The 25,888-nt window shown below is 68.6% G+C and carries 26 protein-coding genes; 1 reads left to right on the top strand and 25 read right to left on the bottom strand.

Translation table 11 applies throughout. The annotated features are described in order from the left end of the window. The 22 genes from H7347_RS09175 to H7347_RS09070 all read right to left on the bottom strand — a co-directional run. A partial coding sequence (locus H7347_RS09175; protein WP_152823207.1) for a hypothetical protein occupies positions 1-1,209 on the bottom strand: 1,209 nt, incomplete at its 3' end. Positions 1,210-1,804: 595 nt separating this feature from the next. After that, positions 1,805-2,563: an ABC transporter ATP-binding protein gene (locus H7347_RS09170; protein ID WP_186337441.1), complete on the bottom strand. Its 759-nt coding sequence runs from the start codon at positions 2,561-2,563 to the stop codon at positions 1,805-1,807. Then, positions 2,560-3,579, bottom strand: coding sequence for an ABC transporter substrate-binding protein (locus H7347_RS09165; protein ID WP_222129920.1), 1,020 nt, complete (start codon positions 3,577-3,579; stop codon positions 2,560-2,562). Before H7347_RS09165 ends, H7347_RS09170 begins: the two co-directional genes overlap by 4 nt. A 20-nt stretch (positions 3,580-3,599) precedes the next feature. Beyond that, positions 3,600-4,631, bottom strand: coding sequence for an iron ABC transporter permease (locus H7347_RS09160; protein WP_152823206.1), 1,032 nt, complete (start codon positions 4,629-4,631; stop codon positions 3,600-3,602). After that, positions 4,621-5,484, bottom strand: a complete 864-nt coding sequence (locus H7347_RS09155) for an urea transporter (protein WP_152823205.1) — start codon at positions 5,482-5,484, stop codon at positions 4,621-4,623. Before H7347_RS09155 ends, H7347_RS09160 begins: the two co-directional genes overlap by 11 nt. Beyond that, positions 5,481-6,332 carry an urease accessory protein UreD gene (locus H7347_RS09150; protein WP_152823204.1) on the bottom strand — a complete coding sequence of 284 codons (852 nt, stop codon included), beginning with the start codon at positions 6,330-6,332 and terminating at the stop codon, positions 5,481-5,483. The genes H7347_RS09155 and H7347_RS09150 overlap by 4 nt, the downstream gene beginning before the upstream one ends. Beyond that, positions 6,333-6,962 carry an urease accessory protein UreG gene (gene ureG, locus H7347_RS09145; protein WP_152823203.1) on the bottom strand — a complete coding sequence of 210 codons (630 nt, stop codon included), beginning with the start codon at positions 6,960-6,962 and terminating at the stop codon, positions 6,333-6,335. 18 nt (positions 6,963-6,980) lie between these two features. Then, positions 6,981-7,664 (bottom strand): urease accessory protein UreF, encoded by a 684-nt coding sequence (locus tag H7347_RS09140; RefSeq protein WP_152823202.1) that lies wholly within the window; start codon positions 7,662-7,664, stop codon positions 6,981-6,983. Continuing rightward, positions 7,664-8,119 carry an urease accessory protein UreE gene (ureE, locus tag H7347_RS09135; protein WP_152823201.1) on the bottom strand — a complete coding sequence of 152 codons (456 nt, stop codon included), beginning with the start codon at positions 8,117-8,119 and terminating at the stop codon, positions 7,664-7,666. The genes H7347_RS09140 and ureE overlap by 1 nt, the downstream gene beginning before the upstream one ends. Before the next feature lie 12 nt (positions 8,120-8,131). After that, a complete protein-coding gene (ureC, locus tag H7347_RS09130) occupies positions 8,132-9,859 on the bottom strand; it encodes an urease subunit alpha (protein ID WP_152823200.1) in 1,728 nt (575 codons plus the stop codon). Continuing rightward, positions 9,856-10,179 (bottom strand): urease subunit beta, encoded by a 324-nt coding sequence (locus tag H7347_RS09125; RefSeq protein ID WP_152823199.1) that lies wholly within the window; start codon positions 10,177-10,179, stop codon positions 9,856-9,858. The genes ureC and H7347_RS09125 overlap by 4 nt, the downstream gene beginning before the upstream one ends. 12 nt (positions 10,180-10,191) lie before the next feature. After that, the gene (locus tag H7347_RS09120; RefSeq protein WP_152823198.1) at positions 10,192-10,494 is read right to left on the bottom strand and encodes an urease subunit gamma; all 303 of its coding nucleotides are present in this window, start codon (positions 10,492-10,494) and stop codon (positions 10,192-10,194) included. Between the two features lie 218 nt (positions 10,495-10,712). Beyond that, positions 10,713-12,116 carry a protoporphyrinogen oxidase gene (locus tag H7347_RS09115; RefSeq protein ID WP_152823197.1) on the bottom strand — a complete coding sequence of 468 codons (1,404 nt, stop codon included), beginning with the start codon at positions 12,114-12,116 and terminating at the stop codon, positions 10,713-10,715. Positions 12,117-12,121: 5 nt separating this feature from the next. Further along, positions 12,122-13,192: a uroporphyrinogen decarboxylase gene (hemE, locus tag H7347_RS09110; protein WP_152823196.1), complete on the bottom strand. Its 1,071-nt coding sequence runs from the start codon at positions 13,190-13,192 to the stop codon at positions 12,122-12,124. Between the two features lie 15 nt (positions 13,193-13,207). Further along, entirely contained in the window at positions 13,208-15,790 is a 2,583-nt protein-coding gene (locus H7347_RS09105) for a cation-translocating P-type ATPase (protein ID WP_152823195.1), read from the bottom strand. A 108-nt stretch (positions 15,791-15,898) separates the two neighbouring features. Further along, positions 15,899-16,444: a hypothetical protein gene (locus H7347_RS09100; protein WP_152823194.1), complete on the bottom strand. Its 546-nt coding sequence runs from the start codon at positions 16,442-16,444 to the stop codon at positions 15,899-15,901. Positions 16,445-16,470: 26 nt separating this feature from the next. After that, entirely contained in the window at positions 16,471-17,478 is a 1,008-nt protein-coding gene (hemB, locus tag H7347_RS09095) for a porphobilinogen synthase (RefSeq protein ID WP_370513953.1), read from the bottom strand. A 58-nt stretch (positions 17,479-17,536) separates the two neighbouring features. Next, positions 17,537-19,231, bottom strand: a complete 1,695-nt coding sequence (locus H7347_RS09090) for a bifunctional uroporphyrinogen-III C-methyltransferase/uroporphyrinogen-III synthase (protein ID WP_152823193.1) — start codon at positions 19,229-19,231, stop codon at positions 17,537-17,539. A 213-nt stretch (positions 19,232-19,444) separates the two neighbouring features. After that, the gene (locus H7347_RS09085; RefSeq protein WP_152823192.1) at positions 19,445-19,849 is read right to left on the bottom strand and encodes a hypothetical protein; all 405 of its coding nucleotides are present in this window, start codon (positions 19,847-19,849) and stop codon (positions 19,445-19,447) included. 45 nt (positions 19,850-19,894) lie between these two features. Beyond that, positions 19,895-20,797 carry a hydroxymethylbilane synthase gene (gene hemC, locus H7347_RS09080; protein WP_152823191.1) on the bottom strand — a complete coding sequence of 301 codons (903 nt, stop codon included), beginning with the start codon at positions 20,795-20,797 and terminating at the stop codon, positions 19,895-19,897. A gap of 13 nt (positions 20,798-20,810) precedes the next feature. Next, on the bottom strand, positions 20,811-22,145 hold the full coding sequence (locus H7347_RS09075; RefSeq protein WP_186337440.1) for a glutamyl-tRNA reductase: 1,335 nt from the start codon (positions 22,143-22,145) through the stop codon (positions 20,811-20,813). 95 nt (positions 22,146-22,240) lie between these two features. Further along, a complete protein-coding gene (locus tag H7347_RS09070) occupies positions 22,241-22,483 on the bottom strand; it encodes a glutaredoxin family protein (protein ID WP_370513952.1) in 243 nt (80 codons plus the stop codon). A 23-nt stretch (positions 22,484-22,506) separates the two neighbouring features. Here H7347_RS09070 and H7347_RS09065 point away from each other — a divergent pair, with 23 nt between their 5' ends. Then, complete coding sequence (locus tag H7347_RS09065) at positions 22,507-23,565, top strand: HAD-IB family hydrolase (protein ID WP_152823190.1); 1,059 nt, start codon at positions 22,507-22,509, stop codon at positions 23,563-23,565. A gap of 752 nt (positions 23,566-24,317) precedes the next feature. On the opposite strand, the gene H7347_RS09060 is transcribed toward H7347_RS09065, so the two are convergent. The 3 genes from H7347_RS09060 to proC all read right to left on the bottom strand — a co-directional run bounded on the left by H7347_RS09060 (position 24,318) and on the right by proC (position 25,857). Then, positions 24,318-24,419, bottom strand: coding sequence for a 30S ribosomal protein bS22 (locus tag H7347_RS09060; RefSeq protein ID WP_003855542.1), 102 nt, complete (start codon positions 24,417-24,419; stop codon positions 24,318-24,320). A 182-nt stretch (positions 24,420-24,601) separates the two neighbouring features. After that, positions 24,602-24,793 (bottom strand): helix-turn-helix domain-containing protein, encoded by a 192-nt coding sequence (locus H7347_RS09055; RefSeq protein ID WP_152823189.1) that lies wholly within the window; start codon positions 24,791-24,793, stop codon positions 24,602-24,604. A 233-nt stretch (positions 24,794-25,026) separates the two neighbouring features. Then, entirely contained in the window at positions 25,027-25,857 is an 831-nt protein-coding gene (gene proC, locus H7347_RS09050; RefSeq protein WP_152823188.1) for a pyrroline-5-carboxylate reductase, read from the bottom strand. Between the last annotated feature and the right edge of the window lie 31 nt (positions 25,858-25,888).

Genomic DNA, 25,888 nt, shown 5'->3' with positions numbered 1-25,888 from the left:
AGCAGAAGCCTTATACGCCTCCGCCTCAGTCTGAGAATCCTTCAACCCCTCAGCCGCCTCCACAGAAGCAACCTCAGACTTACCACCGATGTACTTCTTCAGCTGAATATCAGCCGACTGCGGCTCAACATCAGGAGTGGAAGGGGTGGTTTCATCAGGAACGCCCGGCTGGTCAATTGGGATGACACGCTGAGGAGCATAGGCCTCCTTGGCACTATTATGCCCATAAGGATCACGGACGACAATGTACGCCCCCTCCGGAGCAGCTATATCCTTCCATTCATTATACTTTTCCTTAGCTGGAGCTACAATTTTCTTAAGCTCTTTGTTTCCTTCAAACTCTACCGACTGATTACCCACAGCCAAGCGAAGTACGTTACCCGCTAGTTGAAGATCATCCGCATTCCCTTCACGCATTGCCTTACGCGCAAACTTAATAGCCTGAACTGCGGCATTAAGATCTTCCTGGCTAACATTTTCATAACCTTTAGCACTCGGCTTAAGATCCAAAATACCGCTAATGGTATACTTTGGCATGTTAGTTACAGAGTTGACGCGGGAAATGATCTTTCTTGGTTTATCGTATGCACCAAGACGCTTGTAGTAAACGCCGTGACCTTTTGCTACTTCATTCACCAAATCACGGTATTCCACATCGCTGCCAAGAACACGCGGTTCCAAGGTCCCATCTTCACCAAAGATGAGGCTTCTACCTTTTTTACTATCATTAAAAAGCGAAACTGCATGCTGTTCATTTACGTCAAAAGTTGTGCGGAATGGGTCAATACAGAACACGACATCGCCATCATAAAGGCGACCCCATCCACCAAAAAAATGACTCTGAGACGTGGCAGAAATAGGATTTGGATCTTGCCCTAAAGCCTCATGTGTTGCCGGAAAATAGGGGAAAGTATCAAAATCTTGCGCCTTCTTCTTTTCACCGGTACGAGGATTGGTGACGCTAGCGCCTAAGTCAGGCACAACCTTAGTCAGATCCGGATTTGAGTTCGGCCGCCAATTCTCAACATAGTCGCCAAGGCCACGCGCACTGGGATCAGATAGCCAATCGGCGTAGGCTTCATTTAGGGCGGAATCGGCCTTTTTAGCAAATGCATCATCGGCTACTGCGACCTGGTGCGATGCGGTAACAAAAACAAATAAGGAAAGTAAGAAAGAAATTACTTTCCTTGAATTTTTAAAACCGATCATTTTCACCTCCTGTATGGAAAATTTAACATCATATCTTCATGCCATATCATTAAACAAATATGGGCATGCTCAGCGTAGAAATCGAGCGCAGCACTGGGGAGCTAGCGATCAAACGCTTCATTGCAGGAGACTAGCCCCCTCTCGGGAGAGGCCGTACCATTGCCAAGATTAATCATCCACTTACTCCAAACGCACTAAGGGTATAGACAGAAAACAGTGTCCAGTCTAGCAAGCGCCAGACCCTGAAACAAGGCTCGAAGCGCTCGGCCATCCCATAGACTTTTGTACCCCAGGCCAAAAACCCTACAGTTATACCTTAAGGCCGCCTGAGGGACGCTACGTATTGGAGTGGACCCCTAAGGACACTCGCCGGAGGGCGGGCCACCAGCGAGGATACTTACGTCACCTTGGCCCGCCGCCCCGAAGGGGATTCATCGTCACACCCATCGGCCGCACCCTCGGGATGTCCACCTTTAGGAAGCCAACTATCGGCCTGCCCCCAGGTCACATATGGACCAAATATTCACCCCCGGCGGCGCCGCTGCCACAGAAGCGATTGCCGATCCAGCACTTCACACGAGAAATTCGCCTGTGCCTAAGCCGGCAGCTCGAAGAGCAGCTGCACTACTCCAGCCACCTCCACGCGGTGCACCCCCAGGCCGTATGCCTGCCCGATCAGCCCCGGTTCCAGCATCTCGCCCGGCGCACCCTCGGCCAGCACGGTTCCCCGGTGCAAAAGAAGCAGCCGGTCGCAGTATCGGGCCGCCAGGTTGAGGTCGTGCAGGCTCACCACCACCGTGGCCCCTAACCTCCGCAGCAGCGCCAGCACCTCGTGCTGATAGCGCACGTCGAGGTGATTGGTCGGCTCGTCGAGCAGAATGAAGGGGGCCCGCGCCGCCAGGGCGCGCGCGATGGCCACGCGCTGCCGCTCACCCCCGGATAGTTCGGCCAGGCGGCAGCGAGCAGCGTCGGCCAGGCCCACCTCGCGCAGACAGGCGGCGGCGATGGATTCGTCGTCGGGGCCGGGGCGGCGGAACTCCCCCAGGTGCGGGCTGCGCCCGAGCAGCACCACCTCGGCGGCGCTGAGTCCCAGGGCGGGCTCGGTCTCCTGGGCCATCACGGCGATGCGCCGGGCGCGCTCCCTGGGGCTTAAGTCACCTATCGCCTCGCCGTCCACCGTCACCATCCCCGAGCCGGGGGCGTGTATCCCGCCGAGGAGGCCCAACAGGGTGCTCTTGCCGCTGCCGTTGGGCCCGATGATGCCGAGCACCTCGCCGGGGCGGGTACGCAGGCAAACGTCACGCAGCACCGTCCGCACGCCGTAGCTAAAGCACAAGTTGCGGGCCTGGATCACCGGTGGAACCTCGCCACGATGTCTTCCAGGCCGGTGACCGTCACGGGGGAGGCCGGCTCGGTATAGTTCAGCAACTGCACCATGACGTTGCCCTCGCGCACGGCGGTGAGGCGATCGGCCCCGGGGAGGGCCTCGAGGGCCTGGCGCACGCGCTGGGGATCGCCCTGGCTGTAGAGGAGCACGATGACGTCCGGGTCGCGGCGAAGCAGCTCCTCCACGTTGATCTCCGCGACCCGCTCGCTCATGTCCGCAAAGACGTTGTCCAGGCCCGCGGCCTCCAGCTGCGGGGTGGCCATGGAGCGCTGCCCGTAGGCGAAGGTGGCCCCGCCGCCCACGGTGGGATAGAGCACCGCCGCGGTGGTGGGCCTGTCCGGGCGGTCGTCGGCTCGGGCCTCGGCACTGGCGGCCGCGATCCGCTCGCGCAGGGTGGCATTGACCTCCTCGGCCTTCTGCGGCACCCCGTAGATCCGCCCGTAGAGGTTTACCTGATCGTAGACGTCGTCCATGCTGGCCGGGGTGGTGCGGGAATGGCAGAAGATCGGCTCGACGATCTCCGGGATGCCGGCGCGGTCGAGGGATTCCCGATCCACGTTGTCCAGGTGCCCGAACACCGCATCGGCCCCCTGGGCCAGCACCGCGTCCTTGGAGAGCTGAAGGTGGCCGGTGCCGTCTAGTTGATCGGTCAGGGAGGTCATGGCAGCCAGCTGCGCGTTGTCCGCGGCGGAGTAGTAGGACTCCGGGTAGGCGCCGGCGCGGGCGGTCACGCTGTCGAGCACGCCCAGCGCGCTGAGAGTGGAAACCGGGGCGCTATTGAGCAGCAGGGCGTTGCGGGGGGCCTGTTGAAAGGTCACGTCCTGACCGCAATTGCGCACCGTCACGGGATAGGCGCCTCCGTCCGGCGCGGGCGCGGCGGCATCCTGGGAGGACGCGCACCCGCTCGTGACCAGCAGCGCGGCCCCCAGGCCCGCGGCCAGCACGACCCGGGCCGGGGCGGCCTTGCGGTGGATCAGCATCATGGTCTTTTTCTCCTCACACATCAATAGACGGCGCTGCCCTTGCGGATCACGGACCACAAAAAGGGCGCGCCGATCAAGGCGGTAATCACGCCCACGGGGATCTCCCGGGGCGCGAGCACGGTGCGCGCAGCGATGTCCGCGCCCACCACGAGCACCGCGCCCATCAGCGCAGAAATAGGAATGACATGCCGGTGCGCCGCGCCCACCGCCCGGCGCGCCAGGTGCGGGATCACCAGGCCCACGAAGCCGATGCTTCCCGACGCCGCCACCAGCACCCCCACGCAGGCGGCCACCAGCACGAGCAGTCGGGTGCGCACCCGCTGGGGGGAATATCCCACGGCGTGAGCGGTGGCGTCGCCGATGGCCAGGGCGTCGAGCTGGCGGGCCCGGAGGGTCAGCAGCACCACGGTGGTGGCCGTGACGGCCACCGTCACCAGCAGCGGTGGGTTCCACTGGGCCAGGCCCAGGGAGCCGAGCAGCCAGAACATCACCGAGCGGGTGCCCTCGGCGTTGCCCACCGCCATGATGAGAAAGCTGGTGACCGCCGAGAGCGCGTAGCCCACCGCCACCCCGGAGAGCACCAGGCGCAGGGCGGTCAGCCGACCCCCGGCGCGCGCGGTGAGGTACACCAGCAGGCCCGCCGCGAGCGCGCCGAGGAAGGCCATCGCCTGGAGCGCGTGCTCCAGCCAGCCCGCGCCGAGACCCAGCAGGATCGCCAGCGCCGCCCCGCAGGAGGCCCCGGCGCTGATGCCGAGCAGGTGGGGATCGGCGAGGTCGTTGCGCACCATCGCTTGCAGGGCCGCCCCGCAGGCCCCCAGGCCCGCGCCCACCGCCAGCCCCAGGATCACCCTGGGCAGGCGCACCTGCCCCACGATGGTGGCGTGGATTCCGGCGTCCTGGCCGGTCAGCACCGCAGAAAGGGCGCCGGGCGGGAGCATCACGGAACCCACCAGTACACCAAGAATAGCCACAGCGACCAGCACCAATACCAAAATCGCGGCCCACCACCGGGCGCGGCGGCGGGTGGCGCGCAACCCCAACTCATCGGCCATGGCGCAATCCTTTCACAGCCAAGACCATCCAGGTAGCGATCACGAAGGGCCACGTGAGCACCGGCCACCCCGCCCGGGCCAGGACGGCCTGAATCAGCAGGGCGCAGGCCACCGCGGCCATGACCGGAATCACCCGGTGACGCCAACCACGGTGTGTCCCGGAGGGGGCGGTTCCCAGCGCGATGCCCGCCAGCACCGCGCAGTAGCTCCACGCCCCGGCGGCCACCTCGGCTGCGGGCACCGCCAGCGCCACGGGCAGCGTCATCGCGGCCGCGATGACGCCCCAGGCGGCGGCCCGGGGCGCGGCCAGAGTCAGGGCCGCGAGGATGAGCGCTCCGGGAAGGACACCGGCCCCCAGGCTCGTCTGGGCAAAGGCCGCCGGGATCGCGGAGAGAAGGGCATCGGGTGCCGAGGGGGCGGGAGGCTGCGGCAGCCACCAGTCCAGCGCGGTGCCCACGGCGCACAACGGGGCGGTGAGCACCGGCAGTCCCCCTCCCGGCACCCGCCCCAGGGGGCGTTCGAGCAGCAGGTGCAGCGCCACCGCGCCGCAGACCCCGAGCAGGCCCCAGGCCGCCGCCGCGGCACCCGCCCCGCAGCGGGCGGCCACCAGGGCCCCGACGAGCGCCCCGTTATAGCCAAGGAGCCCCTCGCGGGCATGCCGGCCCACGAGGGCGGCGGGCCTCCCCAGGAGTCGCCGCAGGAACACGCCGCCCGCCGCGCTCGCGGCCGCGCCGCTAAGCGCCCCGCACGCCAGCGCCGGGGAGACCCATGCCAGGGCAACGGCGATGAGCAGGCCCACGCGCCAGGAGGGCACGAGGTAGATCTGGGCGAGCGAGGCGCACAGGCTCCTCATTGATACTTCCTCATCTCTATCGGTCCCTGGCCGCGCAGGTGCGCGCGCAGGCGCGCGGCCAGGGCGGCGTGCAGCTCGCGCACGCGCCCGGTGCTGTGGGCCAGGGAGCGCACCACGAACCCGGCGGGCAGCCCCGGCGCCTCGACCAGGCGGCTGATCCCGCTGCGGGTGTGCGCGTCGGCGCGCACCATCGCGGCGACCTGCGCCATCTCCTCGGCCCCCAGGCGCGCGTCCACGGCCATCAGGGTGCCCGCGTGGGTGTATCCCTCCATGTACCCCTGCCCGGTCACGCCCTCGGCGGGGCTGAGCCGCAGGTGATCCACGGCCAGCCGGCGGCCGAGGCAGCGCACCTCGGTGCGCAGGCTCAGCTCCCGCCAGCCGAAGATCGAGCCGTCCGGCGCCCAGCCGGGCGTGACGATGTCGGTAAGCAGCAGGGAAGCCTCGGGGTGCATGTCCACCACCGTGCGCTGGCGATACCTGCCCTCGCGGTAGACGATCAGCTGATCCGGCACGTATTCCAGCACCGCCCCGGCCGCCAGCCGCACCGTCATGTCTTGAGTGGCCGGGCCCTGCGGGCTGCGGTAGATCTTGGTCGCCGATTGGCTGCTCAGCAGCAGGGACGCCCCCTCCTCCACAGCGACGCCCAGGCGGTAGGAATCCCCGCCGAGGAATCCGCCGCCGGGGTTGATCACCGTGTAGGCGGCCTGGCCGGAGTCGTCGAGGTAGTGCGGTCGCAGGACGCTGAGCGCCCCGCGGTGGTACTGCCGGGTGGCCGCGCTGCGCGGCGCGCCGTGCGGCCCCGGGCGCAGGGCCACGGTGAGGTCCAACTCGCCGGTGTGGTCCGTCATCTAGCGCAGATCCAGCATGAGCACGTCGTGCTTGATCCACCGGATCACGGCGTCGAGCCCCTCGTCGGTGCGCAGGTTGGTCAGGGCAAAGGGCTTATCGCGGCGAAACTCGCGGGCATCGGCCACCATCACGTCGAGGTCCGCCCCCACGTAGGGGGCGAGGTCGGTCTTGTTGATGAGGAAGAGATCGGATTTGATCATGCCCTGACCGGCCTTGCGGGGGATCTTTTCCCCCTGGGCCACATCGATGATGTAGATGGAAAAGTCCACCAGCTCCGGGGAAAAGGTGGCAGACAGGTTGTCCCCGCCGGATTCGATGAAGACCAGATCCAGGTCGGGGAACTTTTCCTGCAATTCCCGCACGGCGGCCTCGTTCATGGAGGGATCCTCGCGGATGGCGGTGTGCGGGCAGCCGCCGGTCTCGATGCCCACGATGCGCTCCGGGGGCAGCACGCTCTTGCGCGCCAGGATCTTGGCGTCCTCGATGGTGTAAATGTCGTTGGTCACCGCGGCCATGGATAGCTCCCCGGCCAAGGCGCGGGTGAGGCGCTCCACCAGCTGCGTCTTACCGGCCCCCACGGGGCCGCCGATGCCGATGCGCACGGGGGCATTCTGGGTGTGGTCTGCCATGATGGTCTCCTTCAGTCTTCAGCTCATAAACATGCGGGCGCGCTGCGCCTCGTGGTTCATCTGGGCGATCTCTAGCCCCGGGGGCATGGCCCCAATGTCCTCCCGTCCCCGCCGCGCGGAGGCCTCCGTGGCGCGCTCCACCCACCGGCGGGCCCGGGCGATGATCCGCTGCCCGGCGTCCTGCCCCAGCGGTATCCCGCGCACGGCGTTCTGGGTCAGCGCGATGACCGTGGCGTGCAGGTGCGCGGCCACGGCCTCCTCCTCCGGGATCTCCAGTTGGCGGCACACCAGGGCCCAGGCCACGGACTGGTGCCCGTAGGCCCGCCCCTCCCGCACCGCCCGGGCGTAGGGGCTCAGCCACTCCCCGGCCTCGGACTGCTCGGCGATGCTGAGCAGCCGGGTGCCCATCGTGATCCCGGCGCGGCGCACCTCGGCGGGCAGGGCGGCGGCGGTGGCGAGGTCGTCGAGGTCGAGGATCTCCTCGGGGGTGCGCGCCCGGTAGCCCTCGCGCACGATCACCGCCTCGGTGGCGGCGAGCTGGGCGTGCACGAACATCTCCAGCCAGGCGGCGAAGTCCTCCGGGCCGGCGATCTCCCCGGCGTCCAGGTAGCCCTCGAAGCCAAGGGAATGGCTAAACGCCCCGGTAGGCAGGGCGGAGTCCGCCAGCTGCATGAGCGCCAGACGCGCGCGCAGGCTCACCATCAGTGGGTGTGCTCGGCGTGCCGGAAGGGCAGGGGCATCACGCGCTCCTCGCGCCGGTAGGGCACGCCGTGGTGATCGAGGAAGTCGACCACGGTGGTATCCCACTGCACCACCATGCGCTCGCCCATGAACTGCGCGGGCAGGTGCCGGTTGCCCAGGGAATGCGCCACCACGCCCATCTCATGGAGATCACGCGGGGCGATGACGAGGACGTCGCTGGGCCTGGCCCTCACGACGATCGCCCGACCCGCCCCGCGCAGCAGCACGTCGCCGTCGCGCAGGTCGGGGTGGCCCGCGGGCAGGCGCAGGCCCACCTCGGTGCCGTGGTCGGTGGTCAGCCGCTGGGTGCGCTTGGTGCGCTGCTGGTCGTCGAGCCAGGCGGTCTCCCGGTGGTCACCGGGCGGGATGAGGGCGGGGTCGTCGGTGAGGTTGCCCGCGATCGCGGTAAGGATCATCGTTGCTCCTTGTCAGAAGAGAAAGTAGCGCTGCGCCAGGGGCAGGCGCCGCGCGGGGTGGCTGGTGATGAGCTCGCCGTCCACCCGCACCTCGTAGGTTTCCGGGTCCACGCTGAGATGCGGGGTAGCGCCGTTGAGCTTGAGGTCCTTCTTGGCCAGGGTGCGAATGCCCGAGCAGGCGCGCACCCGCTTGCGCAGGCCGTAGCGCTGGGCGACACCGGCCGCCACCGCGGCCTGGGAGAGAAAGACCAGGGAATTATGGTGCGGGGCGCCGCCGTAGCCGCCGAAGGCGTAGCGGTACCAGGCCGGTTGCGGGGTGGGGATGGAGGCGCCGGGGTCGCCCACCACGCTGCTGACGATCTGCCCGCCCTTGAGGACGGCGTCCGGCTTGGCGCCGAAGAACTTGGGTTCCCACAGCACGAGGTCGGCGAACTTGCCCACCTCCACCGAGCCCACGTGCTCGGCGATCCCGTGGGCCAGGGCGGGGTTGATGGTGTACTTGGCCACGTAGCGGCGGATGCGCGCGTTATCGCCGCCCACCCCGGCGGCCTCGTCCTCCGGGAGGCGGCCGCGCTGGCGCTTCATGGAGTCCGCCACCTGCCAGGTGCGCAGGATGGTCTCCCCCACCCGCCCCATCGCCTGGGAATCCGAGGAGGTGATGGAGAACACGCCCATGTCGTGCAGCACGTCCTCGGCGGCGATGGTCTCCGTGCGGATGCGCGAGTCCGCGAAGGCCACGTCCTCGGGCAGATCCGGGCGCAGGTGGTGGCACACCATGAGCATGTCCAGGTGCTCTTCGGCGGTGTTGGCGGTGTAGGGCAGGGTGGGATTGGTGGAGGCCGGGAGCACGTTGGGTTCCCCGGCCAGGGTGATGATGTCCGGGGCGTGCCCGCCGCCGGCGCCCTCGGTGTGGAAGGTGTGAATCACCCGGCCGCCGATGGCCTCCTTGGTGGATTCCACGAATCCGGCCTCGTTGAGGGTATCGGTGTGAATGGCCACCTGGATGTCGTACTCCTCGGCCACCTGGAGCGCAAGGTCGATGGTCGCCGGGGTCGCGCCCCAGTCCTCGTGGACTTTGAGGCCGATGACCCCCGCCTCGATCTGCTCGGCCAGGGCGCGGGGGTGCGTGGCATGCCCCTTGCCCAGCAGGCCGATGTTCATGGGAAAGGCCTCGAGGGAACGCAGCATCGCCGCGATGTTCCACGGGCCGGGGGTGATCGTGGTGGCCTTGGAGGACTCCGAGGGGCCGGTGCCGCCCCCGATCATGGTGGTGATCCCGGAGGTCAGGGCCGTCTCGATCTGGTCGGGGCTGATGAAGTGGATGTGGGTGTCGATGCCCCCGGCGGTGAGGATCTTGCCCTCTCCCGCGATCACGTCGGTGGCCACCCCGATGGGGATGGTGACGTCGTCCATCATGTCTGGGTTGCCCGCGTGGCCGATCCCGCAGATGTGTCCGTCGCGCACCGCCACGTCGGCCTTGTACACGCCGGTGTAGTCCACCACCAGGGCGTTGGTGATGACCAGGTCGGGCATGTCCGGGTCCTCATCGCGGCGGTGTTCGCCGTTTTGGCCCATGCCCACGCGGATCATCTTGCCGCCGCCGAACACGGCCTCCTCGCCGTCGGCGGTCAGGTCGCGCTCCACCCGGGCGAAGAGCTCGGTATCGCCCAGGCGCACCATGTCCCCCACGGTGGGCCCGTAGAGAGCGGCGTGCTGGGTTCTGCTCATGGCAAAGCTCATTGGGTCTCCTCCCGATCCACCGGGCCGTTAAAGGCGTTGCGGAAGCCGCGGGCTATCCGGCGCCCGCCCAGCGGGATGAGTCCCACGGTGGTGGCGTCCCCCGGTTCCAGGCGCAGGGCGGTACCCGCCGGGATGTCGAGGCGACGCCCCGTGGCCGCCCGGCGGTCAAAGACCAGCGCGGGGTTGGCCTCGGCAAAGTGATAGTGCGATCCCACCTGCACGGGGCGGTCACCGGTGTTGGTCACCTCGATGCGCAGGGCCTGCTTGCCCTCGTTATACATCAGCGGCTCGGTGGCCAGCACGTATTCTCCGGGAATCATCGCGTGCGCCTCCTAGCGGATGGGCTGGTGGACGGTGACGAGCTTGGTGCCGTCGGGGAAGGTGGCCTCGACCTGAACGTCCTCGATCATCTGGGGCACCCCCTCGAGCACGTCCTCGGCGGTGAGGATGGTGGTACCCCAGCTCATGAGGTCGGCCACCGTGCGGCCGTCGCGCGCGCCCTCCAGCAGCTCGTAGGTAATGATGGCGATCGCCTCGGGATAGTTGAGTTTGAGACCCCTCGCCTGGCGCCTCCTGGCTAGGTCGGCAGCCACCACGATCAGGAGTTTTTCCTGCTCACGAGGTTGTAAGTGCATACCTCTCCCCTTTTTCTATCAAACGACAGGATGCAGTGTACTCCCCACCCTTCCCCGGAGGATTCGGGGGCGGAATAATTAGATTGATTAAGTACTAGTCCGGGCCGACGCCCCACACCCCACCCCCACACGGGGGTAGTCCTTAGCGGCCTCCCCCTAGCCCATAAACCGCCGAACCCACCATCGCCCGGTACTGCGCGGACGCCTTCGCGGGGCGGTCAGCCCCGACCGCCTCCGCCAGCGATCCTGCGCGCGCACGCCCGGGCGTCCCGGATCACCGCCGGAACCCCCACGCCCCCGGCCCACGCCCCGGTGGCCTCCACCCCGGGGACCTCGGCCAACCCGGCGCGCGCCCGGGCCACGGTGGCCAGGTGCTCCTCGCCGTAGCAGGGCAGGCCGCCGAACCACCGCTGCACGAAGATCTCGCTGAGCCCCGCCGCGCGCCCATCGAAGCCGGTGATCGCCTGAAGGTCGTCCAGGGCATCATCCACCAAGTCGTCCTCCTCCGCGCGCACCAGCGCGTCCTCGCCCAGGCGACCAAAGCTGGCGCGCACCACCGCCCCGCCCCGGGCGTCCAGGTGCGGCCACTTCTTGGAGGAGAAAGTAAAGGCCTTGGCGCGCAGCCCCGGCTCGTCGGCGGCCACGAGCACCCCGGAGTTCTCCGGCAGGCCCGCGGCGGAATCGAACCTCATGCCCACCACGACGCTGCTGGCCAGGCGCACACCGCGCAGCGCCGCCGAGGCCGCCGGGGCCACCGCGCTCAGCAGCAGCGCGGTGGTGGGGGCCGGGGTGGCCAGCACCACCCGGTCGTAGGTGCCCTCGCCCGCGCCCTTGAGGGCATATCCCCGCCCGCTGCGGCCCAGCCCGGCGACGAAAGCGTCCACGTAAATCCGGGCGCCGCCGTCCGCGCAGCGCTGCGCCAGGGCCTCGTAGAGTTGCGCGTATCCGCCCTCGAAGGCCGCAAAGAGCGGCTTATCCAGCGTGCCGCCACGGCGATCCAGCGCGGCGGCCACCGCGGCCGACAGGGTCACCGGCGCGTCCGCGCGGGCCAGGGCGTCCATCGCCTCGGCCAGGGCGGGGATCGTGGCGCGCAGGCCCAGGTCGTCGGCCGCGCAGGAGTACACCCCGCCGAGCAGGGCGGAGACGCAGCGGTCGGCCACCTCGTCGCCGTAACGCTCGCGCACCAGGGCTCCCACGTTGGCCTCCGCCCCCGGTTCCCAGGAAATCGGCGGGCGCTGCGCCTCGGCATCGATGTGCCGCGCCGCCTCCGCCCCCACCAGGTGCGCCACCGCCGCGCCGGTGGCCGGAATCCCCATGAGGGTATCACGGGGCAGCTCGCGGGCCGCGCCCCCCGTATACAGCAGGGAACGCAGGGCGGAAGGGGAGACGAGCCGATCGCCCAGGCCCAGCTCCTCGACGAAAGCCGCCGTCTCCCCGCCTCGGGCGAGAAAGGCCTCCGCCCCCATGTCCACCGGTCCGGTCTCGAAGGACACGGTCAAGAGCTTGCCGCCGATGCGTTCAGCGGCCTCGTAGACCTCCACCTCCGCCTCCGGTTCGCGGCGACTGATCTCATAGGCGCAGGTCAGGCCGGCCAGGCCGGCTCCGATGATGGCATACCGCATGTGTTTTAAGCCTCCTGGTGAATCAGGGCCACGGCCCGGGTGACCGCCTCCGCCGGGGTATCCGGCAGCACCCCGTGGCCCAGGTTAAAGATGTGCCCGGTAGCGTGCCCGGCCGCCATCGCCCGGCGCGCCTCTTCCTTGACGCGGCGCACCTGCGCACGCAGCACCTCCTCGCCGGCAAAGAGCAGGGCCGGGTCGAGGTTGCCCTGCACCGCCCTGGGGCCGGCGGCGGCGTGAATGCGCCGGGCCGCCTCGTCCAGCGGCACCCGCCAGTCCACCCCCACCACGTCCGGCCCGGCCAGGGCCATGTCCCCCAGCAGCTCCCCGGTGGTCACCCCGAAGTGGATCCGGGGGATCCCGGCCTCGGCCACCTCGGAGAAGATCCGGGTGGAATAGGGCAGCACGAACTCCCGATAGTCGCGCGGGCTGAGGTAGCCGGCCCAGGAATCGAAGAGCTGGAGCATGTCGATGCCCGCCTCGATCTGCTGGCGCAAAAAGGCCACCACGGTCTCGGCCAGGCGCCCCATGAGCAGGTGCCAGGTCTCCGGCTCCGCGTGCATGAGCGCCTTGGTGCGCTGGTGTGTCTTCGACGGCCCGCCCTCGATGAGGTAGCTGGCCAGGGTAAACGGCGCCCCGGCGAAGCCGATGAGCACCTGATCGTCGCGCAGCTCGGACAGCACCCCGGCGATCCCCTCGCTCAGCCCCGGCACGGGGGAGTCCAGCGCGGGCAGGGCCGCAACGTCCGCGCGGCTGCGCACGGGGGTCGCCATGACCGGGCCGCGGCCGGGCACGATATCCACGGCCACCCCGGCAGCCTTGAGCGGAACCACGATGTCGGAAAACAAAATGGCCGCGTCCACGTCGTGGCGGCGCACCGGCTGCAGGGTGATCTCCGCCAGCAGCTCCGGCATGAAGCAGGAATCGAGCATGGCGATGCCCTCGCGCACCCGGCGGTACTCCGGCAGCGAGCGCCCCGCCTGACGCATGAACCACACCGGGGTGCGGGTGGGGGTGCGCCCGGCGGCGGCGTCGAGAAGCGGGGCGTCGTGCAGCAAGCGACGTGCGGGGAAACTCATGCCCCCGATTCTGCCCTACGCGGCCGGATACTTGCGCACCGAGTTCGACCTCGCCTCGATGACCAGCGACGCCGCGAGCATGAGCACCGTGGCCGCCATCGGGTGCAACAGCCCCGCCACGGAGGCCGCCACCGCCACCGCGTTATAGGCCCAGGCAAAGAGGATGTTGCGATCCACCACCGTGCACACCTTGCGGGCCAGGGCCATCAGCTGCGCGATCGCGCTCACGTCCCGGCGCAGCAGCACCACGTCGGCCCCCGTGGACTCGGAGCGGCTGGCCCTGTCCAGCTGCGCCTCGCCGTCGATGAGGATGCCCACGTCCGCCACCGTCAGGCACTCACTCACGGAAGAATCGCCCACCATCGCCACCCGCGCGCCCCGATTGTGCACCCCGCGCACCGCGTAGGGCTTGCGCCCCGCCGAGATCCCCGCCAGCACCTGGGAGATGCCCAGCCGCCGGGCGAAGCGACGCCCCACCGGGTAGGCGTCGCGGGTGAGCATCATGGTCTCCAGGCCCATCGATTCCAACCGCGCCACCGCCTCGGCGGCGTCCTCGCGCACGGTGTCGTGCAGGGCGATGACCCCGCGGTCGCGCCCGTTCCACCGCACCACCAGCGGGGTGCCGCCGCTAAAGGCGGCGTCGGCGAGTCGCCCGGAGAGCTCCGAGAGGTTATGCGGGCGCCACAGGCTGGCGCTGACCTGGCGGGAGTGCTGCCCGGTGGCGTCGCGCACGGGCAGGTCGATCTGGGCGTGAAAGGTGCCGTCCTCGTCGACGTGGGGGTGACTCACGTCGATCCAGTGCGGGATGTCCCCGCCGGCATCGTGATCGCGGGCCTGGCGGGCGGCGTGCACGATGGCCCGGGAGGCCGTGTGTTCCGATTCCAGGCACAGCGCGGCGGCCACCCGCAACACCAGATCCGGGTTTTCCCCGACGTCCGCGGTGACGGTCTCCACCGTCATGTCCGAGTGCGACAGCGCGCCCACCCGGTTGAAGATCACCGTGTCTACCCCCTGCAGCCGGCGCATCACCGCACCCTCGCGCAGCAGCATCCCGTGCCGAGCGGCCGTCTCCACCCCCAGGCGCAAGGCCAGGGCCGAGGACAGCGCCAGCGCCGCCGGAGCCACGCACGCCAGCACCGCCAGCGCCGTGCCAAAGGCCAGCGCCGGATTGCCCGTGGCCAGCACCCACCCGGCAAAGCTGAGCACCGCCACGCTCAGCGCCGCCGGGATCAGCAGCCGGGCGGTGCGGGTGGAAAGCATCACCGCCGTGTTTTGCAGGGCGTTGACCCCGGAAACCCAGCGCTCCACCCCCGCGATCCGGGTGCGATGCCCGGTGCGCTGCACCCGCACCTTGATCCGCTGGCCCTCGTTGATCGCCCCGGCACGCACCGGGGAATCCACCTCCACCGGCACCACCCCGCCCGAGCTCGGCAGCACCGTCTCCACCACCCCGGGGCGCACCGTGCCGCTGCCGCCGATAACCACCCCATCGACGGGGATGCGCTGCCCGGGCTGAATCAGGATGTCGTCCCCCACGTTGATCTCGCTGACGGAGACCTCCTCCATCACCGGCTGGGCCGTGGCGCGATTGTGGCTCACCAGGATCACCGGCGATTGCGGATCCACCCGCTGCGCGGCGAGGTCGGCCAGCAGGGAGGAGCGCGCCTGGATCGAAAGCTTGCGCCCACCCAGCAGCAACAGCGTGATGCCGCAGGCCACGTCGAAGAAGAGCTCCACCTCGTTGAAGCGCTGGGCCGTCAGCGCAAACACGTCCGGGGTGCCCCGCCAGCCCAGCGCGCCGGCCTCGGTAAACAGCAGCGTGCCCACCGACCAGGCGAAGGCCGCCAGGATCGCCAGGGAACTCGCGCCGTCGAGCGCCACCGCGCCGCGACGCACCCCGCCGGCCAGGGCCCGGTGGAAGGGCCAGGCACACCAACTGACCACGGGCACGGACAACGCCGCGCAGCCCCACTGCCAGCCGGTAAATTGCACCTGGGGGATATAACTGAGGGCCACCACCGGCAGCGTGAGGACCAGGGCGGCGATCAGGCGGGGGGTGGTGATGAGATCGCGCGCCGTGTAGAGCACGTCTCCCGCGCGGCGATCCCCACCCGGTGTCGTCGCGGGCCACACGGTCCCCGGGCGGAAGAATCCCGCCGCCCGCGCCCGCTCCAGGCCGCGGCGCTCGGCCTCCGCGCGGCGGCGCTCCTGTTTGCCGCGCGGCGGGCGACGCGAGCGCATCGAGGCCTGCTCGCCGGCCTCGGCCCGGTAGAGGCTCTGGCGGCGCAGGGCGTCATCCGTGAGCACCGCGCGCACCCCGAAGCGGGCGCACACCTCCACGATCTGGTGAGGCACCAACCCTTCGGGGGCCGTGATCCACGCCATCGCGCTGTGGTATGCGATCCGGGCGCGCACCCCCGGAATCTCCTCTAAGGCCCGCTCGATCTGCGCGATCTCCGGAGCGTCCGTGAGTCCCTCCAGGTCGAAGGAGAGGGAGATCTTGCGGCCCGATTCCCCCAGCGCCTGCGGATCACTAAAGCCGGCCTCGACGGCGGCCGCCTTGGCCTGGCGGATCGCCCGGGCTACCTCATCGGCCATTCCTGCACGGCCCCTTCCTTGACATCGTTGCCGGTCCCCACGGGACGATACACCGGGCCCGTGCGGGGCCGGCGCGATCCACTCGCGTCACGCGAGATGGGGAAAACCCTACTCCGCGCCCTTGATCTCCCCGGTCCAGGCGAGGGTCTCGCGGCGGAACACAAAGACTAGGGTCACCGCGGCCCCCACCCCGGCCAGGATCTGCACGGAGCCGTCCACGGCGTAGAAGCCCACCGGTACCCCGGTGCTTCCCGGCACCAGGGTCACGACCATCGCGGCGCGCACCGCGAAGTAGAAGGCGAAGATCATGATCGCCCGCCGCGCCACGGCGGCCCGCCTGTGCCCGGAAGACAGAAGCTTGAGCATCCAGGCCAGCAGCGCCACCACGCCCAGGGCGATCAGGGCGGACAGTCCCACGCCCAGGTAGGCAGCCGCGTTCACCAGGGAGTCCGGGATCTCCCCGCCCGCCGCCTGCCCCTGGGCGATGTCCTTGGCCGCGGCCTTGAGCGCGGAGGTATCCCAGAGGGTCATCACCACGGAGAGCACCTGGTGGACGAGCTCCGCGCCCAGCACCAGGGCCCATACCCGCGCGATAAGCCGCACGCTCTCGGGGCGGGTGGGGCGGGTGTGTCCGATTTTTTCTGCTTCGTGCACGGGGGTCTTTCTCTTCTCGGCGGGTACTAGCGCAGGAGGCGGGCGGCCTCGGTGGCACAATAGGTGAGGATCTGGTCGGCGCCGGCGCGCTTGATAGACAGCAGGGATTCCATCATCACGCTCTCGCCATCCACCCAGCCCCGCTGCCCGGCGGCTCGGATCATGGCGTATTCGCCGGACACCTGGTAGGCCGCCACCGGCACCGGGGAAGCATCCGCCACCCGGCGCAGGATATCCAGGTAGGGCAGGGCGGGCTTGACCATGACGAAGTCCGCGCCCTCGGCCACGTCCAGGTCCACCTCCAGCAGGGATTCCCGCGCGTTGGCGGGGTCCTGCTGGTAGGCGCGGCGATCCCCGTCGAGGGAGGAACCCACGGCCTCGCGGAAGGGGCCGAAGAAGGCGGAAGCGTACTTGGCGGAGTAGGCCATGATGGCGACGTCCTCGAAACCCTCGGCGTCGAGGGCAGCGCGGATCGCGGCGATCTGGCCGTCCATCATGCCGGACGGGCTGACGATGTGCGCCCCGGCGCGGGCCTGGGAGACGGCCATCGCCTGGTAAAGGGGCAGGGTGGCGTCGTTGTCCACGATGGCGGCGCCGTATCGGTCGGTGCTCAGCACCCCGCAGTGGCCGTGATCGGTGAACTCGTCGAGGCAGGTATCGGCCATGACCAGGAGGTCGTCGCCAAACTCCTCGCGCAGGGCGCGCACGCCGCGGTTGAGGATCCCCTCGGGATCCCAGGCGGCGGAACCGGTGGCGTCCTTGTCCTCCGGGCGCGGTACCCCGAAGAGATCCACGCAGCGCACCCCGGCGTCGAGGGCGGCGTGGGCGGCGCGCAGGAGGGAATCGGTGGTGTGCTGGTAGACGCCCGGCATGGCACCGATCCCGCGGGGCTCGTCCAGTCCCTCGGCTAGGAACATCGGCAGGATGAGGTCGGCGGGGCGCAGGGTGGTTTCGGCCACCAGTTCCCGCATGGCGGGGGTGGTGCGCAGGCGGCGGGGCCTGCGCACGGGGCCGGTCGAGGTCGTGGGAGACACGGATTACCTTCCAATCACCGTCGGGGATACAGCCGTCCCCCATCCTAGGCCCGGGGCCCTATGCTTTACGACGCGCCCGGCGCTTCTTGCGCGGCGGCGGCAACTGCCCGGCGGCGCGCAGGGAGGCCACGTGGGCCGCCAGGGCATCCACCAGCGCCGGCACGTCGGCCTCCTGCGGCATCACGTCCACCCGCAGCCCCAACTCCCGGGCCACCTGGGCGGTGGCCGGGCCGATGACGGCGATGATGGTGCGCCGGTGCGGCTTGCCGGCGATGCCCACCAGGTTCTTCACGGTGGAGCCGGAGGTAAAGCATACGGCGTCGAAGCCGCCGGTCTTGATCATGTCGCGCACCTCGGCGCTCGGTGGGGCGGCGCGCACGGTGCGGTAAGCCACCACGTCGTCGACCTCCCAGCCCGCGGCGTGCAGGCCCTCCACCAGCAGATCGCTGCCGAGATCCGCGCGGGGCAGCAGCACCCGGCCCACCGGGTCGAGGTCCTCAACGTACTCGGGGAAGACCTCCACGAGGCCCTGGGCGTTTTGCTTGGTGGCCGGCGGGGTGACCTCCGGGGTCAGCCCTAGCGCCTTAATAGCCTGGGCGGTCTTGCGTCCCACGGCCGCCAGGTGCACCCCGGCGAAGGCGCGGGCGTCGAGCCCAAAGGAGGTGATCTTCTCCCACACCGCGTCCACGGCGTTGACGGAGGTAAAGATGATCCACTGGTAACGGCCCTCCACGATCCCCTTGATGGCGCGCTCCATCTGGGCCGGGTTGCGCGGGGGTTCCAGGGAGATGGTGGGCACCTCCTGGGGGATCGCGCCGTGGCTCGCCAGCCGGGCGCTCATCGGCCCGGCCTGGGACTTGGCCCGGGGCACGAGCACCCGCCAACCGTAGAGGGGGCGGTTTTCCCACCAGGAGTACTTCGAGCGATCGTCCACGGCGGTGCCCAGGGTGATCACCAGGCGGCCGGGCAGATCCACGTCGAGCTTGGCCAGGGTGCCCAGGGTCGCATCAAAGGTGCGCTGCAACCGGGTGGTGCCGTGCACCGTGACGGAGGCCGGGGTGCCCGCCGCGATCCCCCTGGCCAGCAGCTCCTCGGCAAGAGTATCCAGGCCCTCCCGGGTGGCCTGGAGCACCAGCGGCTGGGGGGCGGCGGCCAGCTGATCCCAGTCCACCTCCCCGCCGGTGACGTCGGTTTCCGTGAACGTGGATCCCAGGGCGATCCCGGCGAAGGCCGGAACGGTGGAGGGCAGGGACATGCCCGGCACCACCTGGAACTCTGCCCCGGTCTCCGCCACGGCAGCGATCTCCGCGAGCACGGATTCCCGCGAGAGCGGATTGCCCGCCACCAGGCGGATCACGTCCTCGCCCTCCTGGACGGCCTCGGCCAGGCGCGCGGCGAGCTCCGCGGGGTCAGGCTCGGCCACCTCCCGGATATCGGCGGCGGTGGGCGGCGCCGGGCGCGGCGGCTTACGGCGCGCCCCCTGGGTGCGAGCCTCCTCCACCAGGGCCTCGTAGGCTTTCTCCGCGGCGTCGATCTTGTCCTGGGGCACCGGCAGATGGGCGGCCACGATCTCGCGCACGCCGCTCAAGACCTCGGCGTCGGTATAGGCCACGGCGGTCTCCGCCAGCACCTCGCGGGCGCGGATGGTCAACAGATCGGGGTTGCCCGGCCCCGCGCCGACAAAGATGACCGTCCCCGGCTGGGGGGTCTGCGGCGTACTCTGAGACGTAAAAGCCTGGTGGGCTATACTCATGTGCTTCTTTTCTCGTTCTTGGACAGGGTCAAAGGACGCCCCGCGGGCTGGGCGGCACCGCGTGGGCGTGCCGAACACAGCGCGAGGCGTTTGTGCTTCGATCCCGCGGGGCGATCTTTGTGCCCCGGTCGCCGCCACGGAATCACAGTGTGGTATTTACACCATAAAATATGGTCGGATAAATAGGAAACCGGAAGCGCCCTCAGCCGCCCCTCAGGCCGCCCGGCGCTGCGCCTGGGGATCGAGCCGGGCGGCGTAGCGCTGCGCCAGCGGGGTGGTCACCACGATGTAATCCACCGTGGCCTTGGTTAGGGCCAGCACCAGCCCCTCGCGGCCGCGGCGCGCCCCCGAGCCGGAGTGGCACACGGCGAAGATCCTGCCCTGCGGGGTCTCAAAGGTACCCGTGGTGGTCAGCCCCTTGATCCTGGTGGCGGACACCCCCGGCCCGGAGGCCGCGGCCGCCGAGCGGATCTCTGGCAGGGCAAAGACGTCCGCCACCGCCCGGGCCTCCGCGATGGCACGCACGGGGATGGTCAGATGGGAACGGTGCGCGGCGAGCTTTTCCCACCAGTCCAACGTCACGGTCACCTGCGTCTCGGTGATCTGTAAATAAGCCATGGTGGCTTTCCAGTTTAAGCGCTCGGGCGCGGCGGTCCCAATGCGCTACGGCGCCATGAGCTCCGCCGCCCCCTCGCTCAGCAGCACGCGAGCGACCTCCAGGCCCAGGTCGGCGGCGCGATCCCGGGGGCCGCGGCGCTCCGCCACCAGCCGCCGGGAGCCGTCCAGGGCGAACACCCCGGCGCGCAGCACCAGCTCCCCCTCCTCGCACACCGCGTGCGCCGCCACGGGGGCGGTGCACCCGGCCTCCAGGGCGGCGAGCAGGGCGCGTTCGGCCCGGGCGCGCTCGGTGGACTCTCGGTGAGCCAGGGCGTCGAGGGCGGCCACGGCGGGGGCGTCCTCGACGCGGCATTCCACCGCCAGCGCCCCCTGGGCCGGGGCGGGCAGAAAGACCTCGGGGTCAAAGACCTCGGTGGCCCGATCCTGCCTGCCCACGCGCAGCAGCCCCGCGTAGGCCAGCACGATCGCGTCAAGCTCCCCGGAGGCAACCTTGCCCATGCGGGTGTCGATGTTGCCGCGCAGGGGGCGGATGTCGAGGTCCGGGCGCAGGGCGCGCAGCTGGGAGATCCGCCTCGGGGCGGAGGTACCCACCCGCGCGCCCTCGGGCAGGCCGTCGAGGGTGAGGCCATCCCGGGCGATCAGGGCCTCGCGGGGGTCCTGGCGGGGCGGCACCACGAGGTGAAAGCGGGGATCGGGGGCGGTGGGCAGATCCTTGAAGGAGTGGACGGCCGCGGTACACCACCCGGCGGCCATCGCCTCGCGCAGGGCCTGGGTGAACACGCCCACGCCGATGCGCTCCACCGGGGCCATGTTTACGTCCCCCTCGGTGGTCACGATGTGCAGCTCGGTGGGGATGCCGGCGGCCATCAGGGCGTCGCGCACGTGCCCGGCCTGGGTGGTGGCCAGCGCGCTGCCGCGGGTGCCCAGCGTCAGGGTGGTATCGGTCATGGAAGCCTGCTCCTTATTTATGGGGGAAGTCGCTGCGCGGCAGGTCGCTGGCGGGCAGCGCCACGCTACGCGCGACGGCGGGGTCGAGGTCAAAGAGCTCCTGGAGGGCGGACTCGTAGGAGACCACCCCGGAGGTCACCGCCAGTTCCTTGACCCGCACCGTGGGCGCGTGCAGCAGCTTATCCACCACGCGGCGCACCGTGCGCGTGGCCTCCCGGTAGTCTGCCTCGGTCATGTCCGGGGCGCGTCCGCGCAGCCGCTCCAGTTCCGCCTCCACGAGGTCGGCGGCGCGGCGGCGCAGGGCGGTCACGGCGGGGGCCACGTCGCGCACCCGCTGCTCGGAGGTGAACTGCTGCAGCTCCTCCTCCACGATCGCGCGGGCCTGGCGCTCCGCCTCGGTGGCCGCCTGCGCGCCGCGCTGATGGAGCCGCTCGATGTTGACCAAGTGCATGCCAGGGATGTTGCCCACGTGCGAGGCGATGTCGCGGGGCAGGGAAAGGTCGATGAGGGTGAGCGGGCGACGCAGCCCGGCGACGTCCCCCGGGGTCACCGTGAAGTAATCCGCCCCGGTGGCCGAGACCACGATGTCCACCCGCTCCAGCGCCTCCGTGCGCCGCTCGAAGTCCACCACCTCGGATTCCACCCCGGCCTGGCGGGCGTGCTCGGCCAGGCGCTCGGCGCGCGAACGGGTGCGGTTGGCCACGATCAGGGTGCCCACCCCCAGCTTGCCCAGGTGCGTGGCCGCCAACGAGGCCATCGCCCCGGCCCCCAGCACCAGGGCGGCGCGCCCGCGCAACGGCTGCGGGCCGTCCAGCCCCCGGGCGGCCAGGGCCTCCTCCATCGCCAGGGTGACCATCGAGGCACCCTCGTCGTCGATGCTCGTCTCCGTGTGCACCCGCTTGCCCGCGTGCAGGGCAGCCTGGGTCAGCGCGTGCAGTGCCGGCCCCACGGTGCCCCTGGCGGTGGCCTCCTGGTAGGCGCCGCGCACCTGTCCGATGATCTGCTGCTCGCCCACCACCATGGAGTCCAGGCCCGCGGCTACTCCCATCATGTGCTCGGCGGCGGCCTCGGCGTAGCGCACGTAGAGGTAGCCGCGCAGGGTGTCGATGTCCACCCCGGACACCTCGTGGAGCACGGCCACCACGTCCTGGACTCCCGGGTGGAAGCCGGCGGCCACGGAGTAGACCTCCAGGCGGTTGCAGGTGGACACGATCATCGCCTCGGACAGCGCCGGGCGCTCCAGCAGGAGGGCGGTGGCCTCCTCGCGCACCGCGTCGTCCATGCTCAGCTTCTCCAGCAGCGCCACCGGGGCCGACCGATGCGACATGCCCACCACGAGCACACTCACGTTGCCACTCACCAGCTTTCTGCAGGCCACCCCAACTTTTGACGGATGATAGGGGAATCTTTCAGTTGAGGCTCACCGTAATAGGCTCGCTTCCCTCACAACAACAAAGCGTGGCCTAACTCCTCGTTATCCACCTCCCAGCAGGCAAACTCCTCCCCATCGAGCACCACCACCGGCACCCGATCCCCGAACTCCGCGGCCCACTCCCCGTCCTCATCCACGTCGCAGATCTCCAGGGGCACCCCGTGGCGCTCCAGCAACGGCCTGATCTGCTCGGCCACCCGCGCGCACGAACCGCACGTGGCGCGCACCATCAACTGCACACGATGTCTCTGCACACCTCCGTCCTACCAGGCCTACCATGGTGACCGTGAATGAGATCCATCCACCATTCTTCCCCGCCTCGCCCCGCGACTTCCTGACCAACTGGTCCATCAGCAACGGCAACCTGCGCCGCTTTCTCGCCAGCACCGCCCTGCCCGCCCTGGGCGAGGAATACCAGGAGGCCGCCGGCCGCGCGGCCGCGGCCGCCGCAGTGGAACAAAGCTACGGAATCTCCCTGACCTCCTTCCGCTCCGGCATCGCCTCCGTGAGCGGCTCCATCGAGGCCGCAGGCTCCCTGCGCCTGTCCCCCGCCGACCCCAAGGTGCCCCAGGACACCGGCGTGGCCGCCTTCTTCGACGTGGACAACACCCTCATTCAGGGTTCCTCGCTCGTAGCCCTCGCCTTCGGCCTTGCCCGCAAGGGCTACCTGCGCCCCGGCGAGATCATCCCCATGGCCTGGAAGCAGCTCAAGTTCCGCCTCACCGGCTCCGAAAACTCCGAGGACATGGCCAGCGGGCGCGACCAGGCCCTCGACTTCATCAAGGGCCGCAGCGTGGCCGAGCTCACCGAACTGTGCGAGGAGATCGTGGATCGCCACATGCTCCACAAGGCCTTCCCCGGCACCCGCGACCTCGCCGCCATGCACCTGGCCGCAGGCCAACAGGTCTGGCTCGTCACCGCCACCCCCGTGCAGCTCGCCCAAATCCTCGCCCAGCGCTTCGGCTTCACCGGGGCGCTGGGCACCGTGGCCGAGGTCGAGGACGGGAAGTTCACCGGCAGACTCGTGGGCGACATCCTCCACGGCCCCGGCAAGAAACACGCCGTGGCCGCCCTGGCGGCCCTGGAAAAACTCGACCTCGAGCGCTGCACCGCCTACTCCGACTCCGCCAACGACATCCCCATGCTCAGCATGGTGGGCACCGCCGTGGCGATCAACCCCGACCGCGCCTTGCGACGCGCCGCCCACCGCCGAGGCTGGCTCGTGCGCGACTACCGCAACGTACGCAAGGCCGTGCGCGTCTACGGGCTGCCCGGGCTAGCCACCGCCGGGTTCAGCCTGCTGGGGTGGCGGCTAAAGCGGGGGGTGTGGGGGTAACTAATAAGTCATCAGCGATTTCCCGCCTCCCGAATCACATCGTCAAGGTACAGCCACAGAATCTGGATCAAATAACACCACCGAAACAACTTCCAGGCTGCCTGCAGAATCCACGGAAACCCAACATAGACACTCACTTCTTCACATGATGCAGGAACATTTTTTGAAAAAATATGACAATAACCAAAGAAGTCAATTTAATTGAATATGGGATCTGGAGGATTAAATAGCAGCGTATACCACCGTCATTAACGCAAATTTCGTTATACAATTTCTATGCAAAGCAACAACTAAAATGCCAATGACTAAGTTTCCAAAATCCACTGCAGGCAGTAGTGCAAACACCCAACGCGGACGATCCCGTTTTCCGTACGCCTTGGAGCGAAATATACTGCGGCGATAAAGAAAATTACCAAGGACACAAATAGGAATGAAAGTTTTTATACCATCCAATACTCCCAATTGAGGATTATACTCCATAAATAACTATGGAAGCTATGTGGATAAAAATATATCCACAGATAAGCTGATCTCAAACAAAAAATCATATACCTTTTTCAGGATACAATTCCTTTCTATCATGTTATCGAAATTGAAATGCCACCTGCGCCCCATGGAAATACAATCAGCAATGCATCGAGGTCTATTCACAGGTTAACCGAGGTGGATTATCCACCGCCCTGTAATATTACCTCTAAAAGAGGGGCGCCGTACCCTTGTACGGTGCCCCTCTAGTCGGAGTGCCCTATGACTTACTTACCCAACTTGCGGCGCTGCACGCGCGTGCGGCGCAGCATCTTGCGGTGCTTCTTCTTGGACATGCGCTTGCGGCGCTTCTTGATCACGGAACCCATAGGGCTACCTCACTTACCTCGTTGCTGTACTTTTTGTTCTGCCGAGCACGCGCACCTGTGCTGGCACGAATGCTCTCCACTTTAGCGGCAGCGCGGGGGCGCTGCCAAAAACCGCGTCGCTAGCGGGGCTTCACCCGTCGCGGCGAGCGAGGCCTCATCGGGCGATCACATTGTAGGGCACTCTACCCCACCTCGTAGTACGAGGAGTCGAGGTACTCGTTCACCGCCTTGTCGTGCACTCGGAAGGAGCGCCCCACGCGCACGGCGGGCAGCTCGCCGGAGTGCACCAGGCGGTAGACGGTCATCTTGGAGACCCGCATGATCTCCGCGACTTCCGCGACCGTCAGAAATGTTCCTTTATCTTCATGAGCCATAAGTTACCTAACCCTTCACAAAGCAGGTGGCGCGCTGTAGGCTTCCCCTCCCACAGAACGAATCACGCACGTGCTTCACCAAGTCTAGCGTGAAGTGTGTGACTGGTGCGACCTGAGTCCATGCTAGGTGCCCAGCGGGCCCGCTGGGCCGCCCCAAGCCTCCTGAGTCACGGCAGGTCACACGCCACACCACCACCCGCGCATCCCCGTCCACACGCGACGGAGAAGCCCGCCTAATCCTCGCCGGAACCCACCGGCGCGCCGAGTTCCTTGGAGCGCAGCGCGCAGGCCTCCGCGGCCCGGAAGAACGCCCCACGAAGGCCCGATTCCTCCAGTTCCCGCAGGGCCGCCACGGTGGTTCCAGCAGGCGAGGAGACGTTGGCGCGCAGCGTGGTGGGATCGGCCCCCTCCTGGGCCAGCATGGCGCCCGCGCCCTCGATCGCCCCGGAGGCCAGGCGGGTGGCCACCTCGCGGGTCAGGCCGAGGCTCACCCCGGCGTCAATCAGCGCCTCCGCCACGAGGTAGACGTAGGCCGGGGAGGAGCCGGCCAGGGCGGTCACGGCGTCCATCTCCTCCTCCGCGACCTCCACGACGGTGCCCACGGCCCGCAGCAGTTCCTTGACGCCCTCGAGCTGCTCTGCACCCACGAAGCGCCCGGGGGTCACCGCGCACACGCCCTTGCCCACCATCATGGGGGTGTTGGGCATGACGCGCACCACGGCCGTGCCCGCGGAAAGATCCTCCTGGAGGGCGGCCAGGGACAGGCCCGCGGCCATGGAGACCACGGTGGTGTCAGCGTCGTTGTCGTTGATGGTTTCGGCGATCTCGCGCAGCACGCCGCCGATCATCGTGGGCTTGACGCACAGGAAGATCGTCTCCGCACCGGAGGCCGCCTGGGCGTTATCCGCGGTGGTCTCTACGCCGTAGCGCTCGCGCAGCTCCTCGCTGCGCTCGGGGCTGCGGTTGGTCACCACGATCTGCGCGGGGTCGGTGCCCGCTGCCACCAGGCCGCCCACGAGGGCCTCACCGATTTTGCCGCCGCCGATTACTGCGATTGAAGTCATGCCCCCACCCTGCCATACGGCTGGTGGGGGC

Source organism: Corynebacterium sp. zg-331, assembly GCF_014267345.1.
GTDB lineage: Bacteria > Actinomycetota > Actinomycetes > Mycobacteriales > Mycobacteriaceae > Corynebacterium.
The sequence above is the reverse complement of the archived record's forward strand: the minus strand, read 5'-3'. Positions and strand labels throughout refer to the sequence as shown.

Coding starts and splice junctions, on each gene's coding strand:
- H7347_RS09150 (WP_152823204.1), bottom strand. CDS start 6,332: ATGACGGACCACACCGGCGAGTTGGACCTCACCGTGGCCCTGCGCCCG.
- H7347_RS09060 (WP_003855542.1), bottom strand. CDS start 24,419: ATGGGTTCCGTGATCAAGAAGCGCCGCAAGCGCATGTCCAAGAAGAAG.
- H7347_RS09115 (WP_152823197.1), bottom strand. CDS start 12,116: ATGCGGTATGCCATCATCGGAGCCGGCCTGGCCGGCCTGACCTGCGCC.
- H7347_RS09055 (WP_152823189.1), bottom strand. CDS start 24,793: ATGGCTCATGAAGATAAAGGAACATTTCTGACGGTCGCGGAAGTCGCG.
- H7347_RS09125 (WP_152823199.1), bottom strand. CDS start 10,179: ATGATTCCCGGAGAATACGTGCTGGCCACCGAGCCGCTGATGTATAAC.
- ureC (WP_152823200.1), bottom strand. CDS start 9,859: ATGAGCTTTGCCATGAGCAGAACCCAGCACGCCGCTCTCTACGGGCCC.
- H7347_RS09155 (WP_152823205.1), bottom strand. CDS start 5,484: ATGAGGAGCCTGTGCGCCTCGCTCGCCCAGATCTACCTCGTGCCCTCC.
- H7347_RS09090 (WP_152823193.1), bottom strand. CDS start 19,231: ATGAGTATAGCCCACCAGGCTTTTACGTCTCAGAGTACGCCGCAGACC.
- hemE (WP_152823196.1), bottom strand. CDS start 13,192: ATGAGTTTCCCCGCACGTCGCTTGCTGCACGACGCCCCGCTTCTCGAC.
- H7347_RS09160 (WP_152823206.1), bottom strand. CDS start 4,631: ATGGCCGATGAGTTGGGGTTGCGCGCCACCCGCCGCCGCGCCCGGTGG.
- H7347_RS09120 (WP_152823198.1), bottom strand. CDS start 10,494: ATGCACTTACAACCTCGTGAGCAGGAAAAACTCCTGATCGTGGTGGCT.
- H7347_RS09140 (WP_152823202.1), bottom strand. CDS start 7,664: ATGGTGAGCCTGCGCGCGCGTCTGGCGCTCATGCAGCTGGCGGACTCC.
- H7347_RS09165 (WP_222129920.1), bottom strand. CDS start 3,579: ATGATGCTGATCCACCGCAAGGCCGCCCCGGCCCGGGTCGTGCTGGCC.
- H7347_RS09065 (WP_152823190.1), top strand. CDS start 22,507: ATGGTGACCGTGAATGAGATCCATCCACCATTCTTCCCCGCCTCGCCC.
- H7347_RS09085 (WP_152823192.1), bottom strand. CDS start 19,849: ATGGCTTATTTACAGATCACCGAGACGCAGGTGACCGTGACGTTGGAC.
- H7347_RS09105 (WP_152823195.1), bottom strand. CDS start 15,790: ATGGCCGATGAGGTAGCCCGGGCGATCCGCCAGGCCAAGGCGGCCGCC.
- ureE (WP_152823201.1), bottom strand. CDS start 8,119: ATGATCCTTACCGCGATCGCGGGCAACCTCACCGACGACCCCGCCCTC.
- hemC (WP_152823191.1), bottom strand. CDS start 20,797: ATGACCGATACCACCCTGACGCTGGGCACCCGCGGCAGCGCGCTGGCC.
- ureG (WP_152823203.1), bottom strand. CDS start 6,962: ATGGCAGACCACACCCAGAATGCCCCCGTGCGCATCGGCATCGGCGGC.
- proC (WP_152823188.1), bottom strand. CDS start 25,857: ATGACTTCAATCGCAGTAATCGGCGGCGGCAAAATCGGTGAGGCCCTC.